The 13,108-nt window shown below is 66.7% G+C and carries 12 protein-coding genes and 1 pseudogene; all 13 read right to left on the reverse strand.

Annotation, left to right across the window (positions count from 1 at the left end):
* A pseudogene (locus K1Y73_RS19090) lies at positions 1-137 on the reverse strand (bifunctional methylenetetrahydrofolate dehydrogenase/methenyltetrahydrofolate cyclohydrolase); the annotation flags it as partial.
* Complete coding sequence (locus K1Y73_RS19095; RefSeq protein WP_225029898.1) at positions 134-439, reverse strand: chorismate mutase; 306 nt, start codon at positions 437-439, stop codon at positions 134-136. The pseudogene K1Y73_RS19090 and the gene K1Y73_RS19095, both read right to left, overlap by 4 nt.
* Before the next feature lie 60 nt (positions 440-499).
* Positions 500-2,176 carry a formate--tetrahydrofolate ligase gene (locus K1Y73_RS19100; protein ID WP_225029899.1) on the reverse strand — a complete coding sequence of 559 codons (1,677 nt, stop codon included), beginning with the start codon at positions 2,174-2,176 and terminating at the stop codon, positions 500-502.
* Between the two features lie 109 nt (positions 2,177-2,285).
* Positions 2,286-2,897: an MOSC domain-containing protein gene (locus K1Y73_RS19105; protein WP_225029900.1), complete on the reverse strand. Its 612-nt coding sequence runs from the start codon at positions 2,895-2,897 to the stop codon at positions 2,286-2,288.
* Positions 2,897-3,664, reverse strand: a complete 768-nt coding sequence (locus tag K1Y73_RS19110) for a methyltransferase domain-containing protein (RefSeq protein ID WP_318248259.1) — start codon at positions 3,662-3,664, stop codon at positions 2,897-2,899. Before K1Y73_RS19110 ends, K1Y73_RS19105 begins: the two co-directional genes overlap by 1 nt.
* Complete coding sequence (locus K1Y73_RS19115) at positions 3,661-4,638, reverse strand: magnesium transporter CorA family protein (protein WP_225029902.1); 978 nt, start codon at positions 4,636-4,638, stop codon at positions 3,661-3,663. The genes K1Y73_RS19110 and K1Y73_RS19115 overlap by 4 nt, the downstream gene beginning before the upstream one ends.
* Before the next feature lie 305 nt (positions 4,639-4,943).
* Complete coding sequence (locus tag K1Y73_RS19120) at positions 4,944-5,699, reverse strand: trypsin-like peptidase domain-containing protein (RefSeq protein WP_225029903.1); 756 nt, start codon at positions 5,697-5,699, stop codon at positions 4,944-4,946.
* 315 nt (positions 5,700-6,014) lie between these two features.
* Positions 6,015-7,925 carry an ATP-dependent zinc metalloprotease FtsH gene (gene ftsH / locus K1Y73_RS19125; protein WP_225029904.1) on the reverse strand — a complete coding sequence of 637 codons (1,911 nt, stop codon included), beginning with the start codon at positions 7,923-7,925 and terminating at the stop codon, positions 6,015-6,017.
* A gap of 78 nt (positions 7,926-8,003) precedes the next feature.
* Positions 8,004-9,212: a tRNA lysidine(34) synthetase TilS gene (gene tilS / locus K1Y73_RS19130; protein ID WP_225029905.1), complete on the reverse strand. Its 1,209-nt coding sequence runs from the start codon at positions 9,210-9,212 to the stop codon at positions 8,004-8,006.
* A gap of 47 nt (positions 9,213-9,259) precedes the next feature.
* Entirely contained in the window at positions 9,260-10,093 is an 834-nt protein-coding gene (ybgF, locus tag K1Y73_RS19135) for a tol-pal system protein YbgF (protein WP_225029906.1), read from the reverse strand.
* A 4-nt stretch (positions 10,094-10,097) separates the two neighbouring features.
* Entirely contained in the window at positions 10,098-10,628 is a 531-nt protein-coding gene (gene pal, locus K1Y73_RS19140; RefSeq protein ID WP_225029907.1) for a peptidoglycan-associated lipoprotein Pal, read from the reverse strand.
* 128 nt (positions 10,629-10,756) lie between these two features.
* On the reverse strand, positions 10,757-12,094 hold the full coding sequence (gene tolB / locus K1Y73_RS19145; RefSeq protein WP_225029908.1) for a Tol-Pal system beta propeller repeat protein TolB: 1,338 nt from the start codon (positions 12,092-12,094) through the stop codon (positions 10,757-10,759).
* Between the two features lie 108 nt (positions 12,095-12,202).
* The coding region (locus K1Y73_RS19150) for an energy transducer TonB (protein ID WP_225029909.1) at positions 12,203-13,108 on the reverse strand (906 nt) is incomplete at its 5' end.

Genomic DNA, 13,108 nt, shown 5'->3' on the forward strand with positions numbered 1-13,108 from the left:
GCCGGGTCTTCGCCGACCAGCACCACCGCCAGACCGGGCACCAGCCCCTGTTCCTCGCGCAGCCGCGCCACATGCGCAGCCACCTGCGCCCGCACCCCCGCCGCAAACGCCTTGCCGTCGATCACCTTGGCCGTCACTGCCCCTGATCCTTCCCCAGATGGCGCTCTTCCCGCGCGATCGACCAGTCGATCATCCGGCGCCAAAGCTTCTCCAACGCGTCTTCCGGCAACCCCTGTGCCGCCGCATGCCGGCGCACATTGGCCACCACTTCCTCGACCCGGTCCTCCAGCCTTGCCGCCAGCCCGACCCGCGCCTTCACCCGCGCCGCCGCGTCGATATAGGCCACGCGCCGCGCGAACAGCGCCACCAGTTCCTCGTCCAAGGCGTCGATCCCGGCCCGCACATCGGCCATGGTCTCGCAGTCCTGCGGTGCTTTCATGCCCACCCCCATGCTGGCGCCGGGATAGCCAAAGCAGGGCCCTTTCGCAACCGCAGCACGCTAGAACAGCCCTTCCACGAAACCCGCCTCGTTCAGCCGGATCACCTCGGCCGAGGGGCGTTTCGGCAGGCCCGGCATGGTCATGATCTCGCCGCAGATCGCCACCACGAAACCCGCCCCGGCCGACAGCCGCACCTCGCGCACCGGCACCGCATGGCCGGTGGGCGCGCCGCGCAGCGACGGATCGGTCGAGAAGGAATATTGCGTCTTGGCCATGCAGACCGGCAGATGACCGTAACCCGCCGCCTCCCAGGCGCACAGCTGGTCGCGGATCGCCTTGTCGGCCACGACTTCCGAGGCCCGGTAGATCCGCTTCGCCACCGTCTCGATCTTCTCGAACAGCCCCATCTCGTCGGGGTAAAGCGGGGCGAAATCGGCCGTGCCGCCCTCGACCAGATCCACCACATGGCGCGCCAGATCCTCGGCCCCGGCCGAGCCTTCGGCCCAGTGCCGGCACAGCACCGCCTCGGCGCCCTGATCGGCGACATAGGTCTTTACAGCGGCAATTTCCGCCTCGGTATCACCGTGGAAATGGTTGATCGCCACCACCACCGGCACGCCGAAGGATTTGACATTGGCAATATGGCGGCCCAGGTTCGGGCAGCCCTGCTTGACGGCGTCAACATTCTCGGCGGCAAGATCGGCCTTCAACACCCCGCCATTCATCTTCATCGCCCGCACCGTGGCGACGATCACGGCGGCCGAGGGCCGCAGCCCCGCCTTGCGGCATTTGATGTCGAAGAACTTTTCAGCGCCAAGATCGGCGCCGAACCCGGCCTCGGTCACCACATAATCGCCCAGCTTCAGCGCCGTCTTGGTGGCGATCACCGAATTGCAGCCATGGGCGATATTGGCGAAGGGCCCGCCATGGACGAAGGCGGGGTTGTTTTCCAGCGTCTGCACCAGATTGGGCTGCATCGCATCCTTCAGCAGCACCGTCATCGCGCCATCGGCCTTCAGATCGCGGGCATAGACCGGCTTGCGCTCGGAGGTATAGGCCACGACGATATCGCCCAGCCGCTTCTGCAGGTCGTCCAGATCCTGCGCCAGGCACAGGATCGCCATCACCTCGGAGGCGACCGTGATGTCAAAGCCGGTCTGGCGCGGATAGCCATTCGCCACGCCGCCCAGCGACACGACCATGTCGCGCAGCGCCCGGTCGTTCATGTCCATCACCCGCCGCCACATCACCCGGCGCGCGTCGATCTGCAGCTCGTTGCCCCAATAGATGTGATTGTCGATCATCGCCGACAGCAGGTTATGCGCGCTGGTGATCGCGTGGAAATCGCCGGTGAAATGCAGGTTCATCTCTTCCATCGGCACGATCTGCGCCATGCCACCGCCGGCCGCCCCGCCCTTCATGCCGAAATTCGGCCCCAGCGAGGCTTCGCGGATGCAGATCACCGCCCGTCTGCCGATCCGGTTCAGCCCGTCGCCCAGACCCACGGTCGTCGTGGTCTTGCCTTCGCCCGCGGGGGTGGGGTTGATCGCGGTCACCAGCACCAGCTTGCCATCCGGCCGGGCCGCCAGGCTGCGGATGAAATCCTGCCCGACCTTGGCCTTGTCATGGCCATAGGGCAGCAGATGTTCCGCCGGAATGCCCAGACGCGCGCCGATCTCTTGGATCGGGCGTTTCCGGGCCGCCCGCGCAATCTCGATATCGGTTCTGAATGCCATCCTACGTCTCCCCCCTCGGGCGATTTCGGGTTCTGGTCCCCAGTCTAGCCGCGCGGGTCGCCCTCCCGGCGGTGAATTGCGACGCCTGCGGACCGTTCTCCGCCTGCGTCTAATCCGCGGCCCCGCGCAGCCCGGCCAAAGGCGCCCAGGCGCGCTGGTCGGGCACGAACAGCCGCAGCGCATCGCCCGGGCGCAGCACGCCCGCCCGTTCGACCCAGGCGGTGATGCCGCGCTTGCCCCTGGCCGCGGCCTTGAAACCCTTGCCCTGCCCGCCGGTTGCCTTGGCAATCGTCACCGCCGGCTCCTGGCAGGGCCGGTTCTCCATATCGACGACCAGGGTCACCCCATCGGGCCCCTGCAACCGGCTGGAAGGCGGCAGATGGGTGAAATCCGGAATGCCCGACACCACCAGGCTGGCGCCCAGCCAGGCCGGATCCAGCCGGTCCAGCCCCAGCCCCTGCGCCACCTCGGCCAGTTCCTCGGCCGAGACCACCGACAATTGCCGGCTGTTGCGGATCTCGGTCCCGCGCGGATGCAGCGCCAGCACCCGGCTGCAGGATGGCCGGGTCTCGCCCGCATGCACTTCTTCGGCATAGCCCGCCAGCGTCAGCGGCATCTCGGCCAGTTCCTCGCCGAAGATTTCCAGCCGCTCGACCGGCCGGCGCTGGGTACCCAGCCAGGTGACGGTGCCGCGGATTTCGGTCGCAAGTATAGCAGACATCAGAGCGGCCTTGTCAGGATCAGGAACAGACGGCGGAACGGGAACAGCGCGCCGCCATCGGCAAGCCGCGGATAGGCGGTCTCAAGCGCCGCATCATAGGCATTGGTGAAACGGGCCCCGTCGGCGGGCGACAGCCGCTCCAGAAACGGCCGCATCGAGGTGCTTTCGGTAAAGCGCCGCACCGGATGGCCGGTCTCGGCGGGGCCAAGCTGTTGCAGATAGTCGCTTTCCCAGATCGTCAGCCGCCCCAGGGGCGCCAGGATCGCCCAATAATCCTGCGGGCTGGCCACCGCGGGCGGCGGCGGATCGGGCGGGAAATCGTCGGGAAACAGCGCCCGGGCGGTCAGGTGCAGCAGCCGGTGCGAGGCCGCTTCATGGTTGCGCGGCATCTGCACCGCCAGCGTGCCGCCCGGCGCCAGCATCCCGGCCAGCCGCGGCAGCAAGGCGGCATGATCGCCCAGCCATTGCAGCGCCGCATTGGAAAAGATCAGCGCCGGCGGCGTCCGGGGTTGCCAAGCCGCGATATCGGCCTCGATCCGCGCGTCATAGCCCTGCGCCTTGGCCAGCATCGCGGGGCTGGAATCCAGCCCCAATAGCCGCCGCCCGCCAAAGCGCACCCGCAGCGCCGCCGCCGCCGCCCCGTCGCCGCAGCCCAGATCCACCACATCGCCGGGCGGCAGGTCGGGGATCTGCGCCATCAGATCCAGCGCGGGCCGCAGGCGCAAGCCGCGGAAGGCTGCGTAGGCATCGGGGTTCCAGTCGGTCACAGCCACCTCTTCCAGCGGAAAAACAGCCAGGGCACCACGGCCGAGACCACCATGGCCCCCAGCGCCAAAGGATAGCCCCAGCTCCAGTGCAACTCCGGCATATGGTCGAAATTCATCCCGTAGATGCTGGCAATCAGCGTCGGCGGCAAGAAGACGAAGGCCACGACCGAGAACAGTTTCACGATATCGGCTTGCCGGATGTTGATCGCCCCCAGCGTCGCATCCAGCTGAAAGCGGATCTTCTCGGACTGCGCCTTGGCCACTTCGCGCAACGACCGCAGATCGGCGATCAGCGATTTCAGCTGCGGCCGGTCCAGCCCCGCCAGCGGCGCCTGCATGCCCGGCAGGCTGGGGGCCGCCAGCGCATTCAGCATCCGCAGCGCCGTGGCCAGGCTTTCATTCACCTTGAAATTCAGATCCTCGGCCCGGCCCACCCGCTGCAGCACCACGCTCAGCCGGTCATTCTGGCTGTTGGGGCGGCTGCTGTCGAAGATCGTCCGGCTCAGCAGGTCCAGCTTGCGCGCCTCGGCCTCAAGAATATCGGCCAGCCGGTCGACCACCGCCTCCATCAGCCCCAGAAGCGTGGCCGCGCCGCAGGACAGCGGCGTGTCATGCCGCGCCGCCCAATCGGCGAAATACTGGAACGAGCCGGGATGGTGGTAATGGACCGAGACCAGCCGCTCGGGCATGACCACGAAAGTCACCGGGCCGATGTCATAGCCGCCATCGTCGCGCGTGGCCAGAACCTGGGCGGTCAGGAACAGCGCCCCGTCCTCGGTATAGGCGCGCGAGCTGGCCTCGATCTCCTGCATGTCTTCGCGGGTGGGAATGCCGATCCCCAGCGCCGCCTCGACCGCGTCTTCCTCGGCGGCCGTGGGGTGTTCCAGGTCGATCCAGCGGCTTTCGCCCAAAGTCTGCCGGTCCAGGTCAAGCCGTTCCAGCCGGTCCCCGCGCGAGCGGTATGCGGTGATCATCCCAGTCTCCGGCCTGCCTGCCCGCCCATGCTAACGGCTGGCGCGGCGGCGTGCAAAAGGATTGAAGGCGGGGTGCCTGGGGATCGGCGACGATGTCAGGGCAAGTGAATCAGCGACATTCATATATGCTAAAATACGCGGCCAAGATCAGACATTCGAAGATAGCGCAGAGCGTGACCAGTCCCTGCGTTGGTCGAGACGCTCATGTTAGGTGCAGAGCAAGCCTATCATTTGACACCCTGGTTGGGCAGAGGATTTCCCTAGAGCTTCACTCATCAGCAATAATGCCTGGATCAATGGGCAATCTACACGCTGCTCACCAGCTCAAAAATAGCGCTTGCTTTCCACACAATGCCGATATCTGATTCCGCGTTGATACGCCCACTATATATACCAATTAACTTGCAAACCGGCCCATTGTACACGTTAGCACTCCCGTCTGACATAGTAACCGAACCACCCGAGCGATATGCAATTACGGGTGATCCCGACTGCCCTTGGCGAGACCGGCAATCAATTAACTGGATCGGCAGGTCATCAAAGTCTACAAACGGCTCAGAGGCGATGAACCCAGTGGCCCATACTGGAAAACAGCCACCAGCGGTTATGCCAAATGGAAAACCTACAACGCTGACAGTGTCAGCGGGACCCACCATTAAATCTTCTCCTGGTTTGCCAGGATCGTGCGGATAAAGATCAACGTTTTCGAGTTGCGTTAGTGGTAGAGCAACAATATCTGCCCTCGATCCCAAAGCAGGGTGCTCTATCCATCGCTTCCTGCTGTTGTCGAGATCAGAGTATAACGGCTCTAATTTGCACAGCCAGGATCCTATATGGCCTTTGAGATTGTGATAAACCGCGACTTCATTTGGGACACCCCCAGTTGAGGACATAGGCTTATTGTTGTCCTGGCGCCGACCGGTAAGGTTGTGCCTATTAGTGATCAGGAGAGGGCCTTTTTTTGAAAAAGATATGAACCCTGTTCCTGTGGAAAGCGTCTGACCGTTAAACCGCATCTGCAAAAGCAAAGATTGGATCGAAGGCTTGGCAATTACAGTCAACTCCACCCCCCTACAACGAATGCGCTCAGAGATCTGCCCTGTATTTATCCTAGGCGGTCACAACAATAAGAGCAGTAGCGCGTTAAATCAACAGCTCCGGTTTGAATTCCCAATTCCGCCTCGATTGCGGGCAGTGATTCTGCAAGTTTCCGTTCCAAACCACATCAATATCACTCACTCGGTGCGCTGCGACAGTCCGTTCCTCGCTTGATCCACCTTTCACACCCCGATCAACTGATTTGGCCCTGAACCAGCCACCCACAGCTTCACCAGCAACCCCCAAACAAAAAGCCCCGCATGACGCGGGGCTTTTTCTTACATCGGTGCCGGTTCCGGGTCGGGCTTCGGCTTGCGCGGGCGTCGGGTCTTCGGGATCGCCGCCACCGAAGGCGCGCCGCCGCCCGAGGCCGGGGTGTCGCCCGAATCGCCCTCGCCCAGCTTCTCGCCCGCAATCACCTTGCGGATCTCGTCACCGGTCAGGGTCTCGTATTCCAACAGGCCCTTGGCCAGACGTTCCCAGTCTTCCTGGCGTTCCAGCAGGATCTTGCGGGCGGTCTGATAGCCCTCGTCGATCAGGCGCTTCACCTCCTGCTCGATCGCGCGCTTGGTCTCGGCCGAGACCGAGAAGCCGCCGGTATTGCCCTGATAGCCTTCGGCCGCCTCGGCATAGTCGATATTGCCCACGACATCCGACATGCCCCAGCGCAGCACCATGGCCCGCGACAGCGCGCTTGCCTGCTGGATATCGCCCGAGGGTCCGTTCGACACCGCCTCGGCGCCGTATTTCAGGATCTCGGCCGCCTTGCCCGCCATGGTCATGGCGATGCGCTGTTCGCATTGATCCTTGTGCCAGTTCAGCCGGTCGATCTCGGGCAGCGACATGACCATGCCCAAGGCGCCGCCGCGCGGGATGATCGTGGCCTTGTAGACCGGATCGCATTTCGGCAGGCTCATGCCGACGATGGCATGACCGGCCTCGTGATAGGCGGTCATTTCCTTCTGCTCGGGCGTCAGCACCATGCTGCGACGCTCGGCCCCCATCATCACCTTGTCCTTGGCGTTTTCGAAATCGTCCATGGTGACAAAGCGGCGGCCGACCCGGGCGGCCATCAGCGCCGCCTCGTTCACCAGGTTCATCAGGTCAGCGCCCGAAAAGCCCGGGGTGCCGCGCGCGATGGTGCGCAGATCGACATCGGGGCCCAGCGGCACCTTGCGGGCATGCACCGACAGGATCTTCTCGCGCCCCTTGATGTCGGGGTTCGGCACATGGATCTGGCGGTCGAAGCGGCCGGGGCGCAACAGCGCCGGGTCCAGCACGTCCTTGCGGTTGGTGGCCGCGATGATGATCACGCCCTCATTCGCCTCGAACCCGTCCATTTCGACCAGCAGCTGGTTCAGCGTCTGCTCGCGCTCGTCATTGCCGCCGCCGATGCCGACGCCGCGGGCCCGGCCCACCGCGTCGATTTCGTCGATGAAGACGATGCAGGGCGCGTTCTTCTTGGCCTGTTCGAACATGTCGCGCACGCGGGACGCGCCCACCCCCACGAACATTTCCACGAAGTCAGACCCCGAGATGGTGAAGAAGGGCACCCCCGCCTCGCCGGCGATGGCGCGGGCAAGCAGCGTCTTCCCCGTACCGGGCGGGCCGACCAGCAGCGCGCCCTTCGGGATCTTGCCGCCCAACCGGCTGAATTTCTGCGGGTTGCGCAGGAATTCCACGATCTCTTCCAGCTCTTCCTTGGCCTCGTCGATGCCGGCCACATCGTCAAAGGTGACGCGGCCGTTCTTCTCGGTCAGAAGTTTCGCCTTCGACTTGCCAAAGCCCATGGCGCCACCGCGCCCGCCGCCCTGCATCCGGTTCATGAAGAAGATCCAGATGCCGATCAGCACAAGGAACGGAAGCCACAGCGAGATCAAGGACATGAAGCCCGATTGCTGTTGCGGCGTCACCTGGACGTCAACCCCCTTGGCGATCAGCCGGTCGGTGACATTTTCCCCATCGGGCTTGACCGTCGAATAGGTCGTGCCGTCCTTGGCGCGCACCGTCACCCGTTCGCCGTCCAGCGTGACCTGACCGATCTTGCCGGCCTCCACCTGGGCGATGAAATCGGAATAGGACAGGTTGCGCGAAGAAAGCGTGGTCTGCCCGCCCGAGAACAGGTTGAAAAGCGCCAGGATCAACAGCAGCAGGACGACCCAGAAGGCGATGTTGCGTGCGTTGTTCACATGATACTCCCGTAGCGGCCCGCGCCGGCGGCAGCGCCTGCGGGCTTTGATCCCAAGATAGTCAATCCCGGCCCGGGTTCAATGCGATAACAGCCAGTCTTGGAAAGCGGGTGCGCATGTCGCAGGCGCCCGGCCGAAACCCGCGCAGGGCGCGGCGATCAGATCCTGGCCCTGCCAAAGCCCGGGGCTGACCTCCAGCACCTGCCGCGACAGGCCGGTCGCGCGCCAGTCGGGGCATTGGCGCAGCCCGGCCGCGCCCAGAGCGCGCACCTCGCCTGCGCCATCGACGATCCACCGCCCGTCCCAGACCTGCCCCGCAGGCACCGGCCCACCCAGGGCCCGCGCCTCGCGGCTGACCGAGCAGATCGCGCCCTGCCAGTGAAAGCGCACCCCTGCCAAAGTGGCATCGCGTCCCTGCAGCAGCGCGTCCTGCAAGGCGGCCAGCTTGGCCGCGCGGGGGGCATGCGGGGCGCGGGCGATCCAGCCGATCATCGCCAGCACCAGCCGCCGGCGGATCTCGGGCTCCCATCCCGCCAGATCCGCGGCGTCAAAGCGCAGGCTGCCCGCCGCCTCGGTCACGCCAAGGCCGGCCTGCGCCACCGCCCGCTGCACCAGCCCCTGCGCCGCGGCCAGGTTCTCGACCACCGCGGCAAGCCGATTGGCGCCCAGCCCCAGCGGCGCCAAGGCCCGCAAGGCGCGGCGGGCCTTGGCCCGGGTCAGGCGCAGATTGTCATTTGACGGATCCTCGATCCAGTCCAGCCCGCGGCCCGCCAGATAGGCGCGCAGGGCGGCGCGGCTTTCGCGCAGGAAGGGGCGGCGGAAGGTCACGCCGGCCTCTTGCCAGCTGGGGCGCATGCCCGACAGACCGTCCAGCCCGGCGGCGCGCGCCAGGCCCATCAGGAAGGTCTCGGCCTGGTCATCGGCGGTATGGGCCACGGTGACCAGCCCGATGCCCCGATCCCGCGCCCAATCGGCCATCAGCCGGTAGCGCGCCCGGCTGGCCTCTTCCATCAGATTTCCGGTGATCGCGCCGTGGTCCCAGACCAGCACCTCATGCGGCACGCCCAGACCGGCGCAGATCCGGCCGACCCAGGCGGCTTCCTCGGCGGCTTCCGGGCGCAGCCGGTGATCCACCGTCACCGCCCGCAGCGCCCAGCCCGCCTGCGGCGCCACCTGCGCCATCAGATGCAGCATCGCCAGCGAATCGCCGCCGCCCGACACGGCCAGCCCGATCGTCGCGGGCGCCGGGTCCTGCCCGCCCGTCGCGGCAAGGGCCGCGGCCAGCAATCTTTCCGTATCGCCCGACGGATCGGGCCGGCCGCCTGCTGGCACCCCTACTGGCACCCCAGGCCCTGCATCGCCGCAGGCGCCTGCGTCGCCGCCGGCGTGCCGGGATATTGCGTCGCCACCGCCGCCAGCGTCTGGCAGGCCTCGGGCACCTGGCCCAGCTTGCCCAGCGCCTGGCCCAGCTTCAGCAGCGCATCCGAGGCGAATTGCCCCTGCGGATCGCTGGAATAGCTGTCCAGATAGGCCCGCGCCGCGGCCGAGGTCTCGCCAAGGCTGCTCAGCGCCTCGCCGCGCAGGAAATGCGCCTCGGGAACTAGCGGCCCGCCCGGATAGGATTGGGCATAGGCCGCAAAGAGCGTTGCAGCACTGCGAAAGTCACCCTGACCGAGCACCCCCTTGGCCCGGTCGAAGTCTTCTTTCTCGGCAACAGCCATTTCGGGGCCGGCCGCTGCCGCGGGGGCAGTGCCGGTGGGTGCGGCGGGGGCAGCCGGCGCCGCGGCGGCGCCGGTGCTGCCGCCCAAGGGCGGCGTCGTCGGCTGGGCCATCGGGTCACAGCCCGGGGTCTGCTCGCACAGCCGAAACTCGATATCGCCGATCCGGTTGGTGCCATCGGCCACAACCCGGTTCAGCCGCAGCTCGATCTCTTCGGTCCGCGCGGTCAGCCGCGACAGTTCCGCCTCGATCGAATCCATCCGCGCCAGCGCATCGGCGCCGCCCACGGCGGCCGAGGCCCCCGAGGCGACGGTCTCGGCCTTCAGCCGGTTGAACTCGGCCGCCAGCTGATCCAGCTCGACCTTGATGTCGGCCAGCGTTTCGGCGCGCAGCGGGGCGGCAAGCCCCAGCGCGATCAGAACGACCAGCGATCCGCCGAGGCGCCGCATGGGATCAGACCCCTGCGCCAGCCGACAGCACCGTCACGGCGCGGCGGTTCTTGGAATAGCAGGCCTCGTCCGAGCAGACTTCGATCGGGCGTTCCTTGCCATAGCTGATCGTCTTCATCCGGCCCGCCGCCACGCCCTGGCTGACCAGGAACTGCTGCACCGCCGCCGCGCGCCGCGCGCCCAGGGCAAGGTTGTATTCCCGCGTGCCCTTCTCGTCGGCATGGCCTTCGATGATGATCGCATAGGCGGCATTCTGGTTCAGCCAGCCGGCCTGCGCGGTCAGGATCGTGCGCGCCTCGGGCGACAGCGTCGACTGGTCAAGCGCGAAGTGAACCTTGTCGCCCACGGTCTGGTTGAAATAGGCGATCGAGCGCGGATCGCTCGGGTCGCCCAGGCCGGTCGTGTCGACATAGCCGGTGCCGCCGGCCCCGCCCGCCCCGCCGGCGCCACCACCGGCACCGTAACGGTCGGGATTCTGACAGGCGGCCAGCGCCAGGGCGGAAAGCAGCAGCAGGGCCTTGGGGGTAAGGGTCATCGGGGATCTGTCCTCTTATGGGCTTTATGGGCTCGATGGCGTCGGGGCGACGTCCGGGGCTCTTTGGGGTTAACCTAACAGCTTTGCGCCCCCATGGGAATCCGGGGGCGCATCACGCGTTTGTCACGTCAGGGCAGCAGGGGCGACCAGGCCGGGTCGCTGGCCGGGCCCTCGGTGGTGATCTGCTTCAGATTCCGCCCCGAGATGTCGACCGACCACAGGCTGGCCTGTCCGCCCGCCCCCGCGCTTTCGCGGGTGAACATGATCACCCGGCCATTCGGCGCCCAGGTCGGGCCCTCGTCCAGGAAGCTGGCGGTCAGAAGCCGCTCTTCCGAGCCATCGGTCCGCATCACGCCGATATGGAACCGGCCGGCATTCTGCTTGGTGAAGGCGATCAGGTCGCCGCGCGGGCTCCAGACCGGGGTGGAATAGCGCCCCTCGCCGCCCGAGATCCGCCGCCCCTCGCCGCCCGAGGCCGGCATGATGTAGATCTGCTGCGTGCCCGAGCGATCGCTTTCGAACACGATCTGGCTGCCATCGGGGCTGTACGAGGGCGCCGTCTCGATCGAGGGCGCATTGGTCAGCTGGGTCAGCCGGCCCGACGCCAGGCTCAGCGTATAGATGTCGGAATTGCCGCCGCGTTCCAGGCTGAAGACCACGGTCTGGCCATCGGGCGAGAAGCGCGGGGCGAAGGTCATCGTGCCCTGCTGCTCTTCCAGGCTCTGACGGCGCAGGCTGCCCACGTCCAGAAGCGTGATGCGCGGGAAGCCGGATTCGTAGCTGGTATACAGGATGCGGTCGCCCGCGGGCGAGAAGCGCGGCGCCAGCACGATGGCGCTGCTATCGGTCAGATATTGCACATTGGCGCCGTCGTAATCCATCACCGCCAGGCGCTTGGCGCGGGCATTCTTCGGCCCGCTCTCGGAAACGAAGACGACGCGGCTGTCGAAATAGCCGCCTTCGCCGGTGATCTTGGAATAGACCACATCGGCCACTTTATGGGCCATCCGCCGCCAGCCCGCGGTCGTGCCGGCGAATTGCAGCGCCGCCCCCTCGATCTGGGTGCCGTTTTCCACGTCGAAGGCGCGGAACTTCACCGTGATGCGGTCGCCCGCCACCGAAACCGCGCCGGTGATCAGCACGCGGGCATTGATCGCGCGCCAGTCCGGGTAGGACACGCCGCCGTCGAAACTGGTGATCCGGGCGATATGCGCCTCTTGCGGGATCGCCGCGAAAAAGCCGGTGCCCACCAGGTCCGAGGCCACGACGCGGCTCAGCTGCGCGGCATAATCCCCCGCCCCGCCTTCATCGACGAAGACGGGAATGGCGATGGGCATCGGTTCGATGACCCCCACGGTGATGTCGATCCGCGGCGGCCGGCCATCTTGCGCCAGCGCCGTCAAGGGGGCGGCGCCCAGCCCCAGGGCCAGCGCCAGAAGCGAAAGAATGCGGAAGGGCGATGTCATAGGCCTCATGCTCCGTTTTTTTCTGTCCCTAGGCCAAAGCCCGGTGAAATCTAAGGGGAAAGCCCGCGGATCGGCGACCCTTTGCCCCTGGCGCGACGGGATATCGGCTCATCTCAGCCGCATCCCGTTTCCGTCGAAGGAAAACTCCAGCACTTTCCATGTGTCGTATTTGTCCGCCGGCAGCGGGATGCCGCCATCGCGATAGGCGATCTGGATCGCGCGGCGCGCCGCATCGAAGGCGACCTGAATGCCCGCCTGGCTCGGCCCCGAGCTTTCGATCAGGGTGATATTGCCGGGCCGGCCATCGGGCGAGAACTCCACCCGCAGGACCACGACCGAAGACAAGGCATCCGTCGACAGCGAGCCCACGTTCCACTTCTTGCCGATCACCGACGAGATATCGCCGATCTCGCCCGCGGTCAGCGGCGGGCCCGAGCGGCCACCGCCCTGCGCGCCCGAACTGGCCGCCGGTTCCTCTTCCGCCGCCGCAGCCGCCACGGCGGCCGCAATCGCATCGGCATCGCTGTCGCTGCTGTCTTCCGCCGTCGCCGCCGAGCTTGGGCTTTCCGAAGCGGCCGGCTTGGCCGGGGTCTCGGTGGGCTTCGGCCGCGCGGGCTTCGATTTCGGCCGCACCGACGCGGTCATCCCCAGCGCTTCGGTCTGGTCTTCCGTGGCCTCGGTGCGCAGCACGTCGCCCGTGTCTTCCGGCACCACCTCTTGTGTCGCCTCTTTCGGCGGCTCGACCGGCGTCTCGACCGGGGTCTCGCTGACCGCGGGCGTCGGCGACTCCGCCGTCACCGCCTCTTCCGGCGGCGTCTCGACCACGGGCGAGACGACATCGGCGGGCTTGGGCTTCGGCCGCGTCGACGAGGACATCGACGGCAAGGGCTGGTCGACCGGGGCCACCGCCACATCCTCGGGCTGCGGCTCGGGCGAGACGGGCAGCGGTTCAGGCTCGGGCTCGGGCTGCGGCGCAGGCTGCGGTTCGGGGGCCGGCTGGGCTTCGGGCTGCGG

Source organism: Xinfangfangia pollutisoli (genome assembly GCF_020179405.1).
GTDB lineage: Bacteria > Pseudomonadota > Alphaproteobacteria > Rhodobacterales > Rhodobacteraceae > Pseudogemmobacter > Pseudogemmobacter pollutisoli.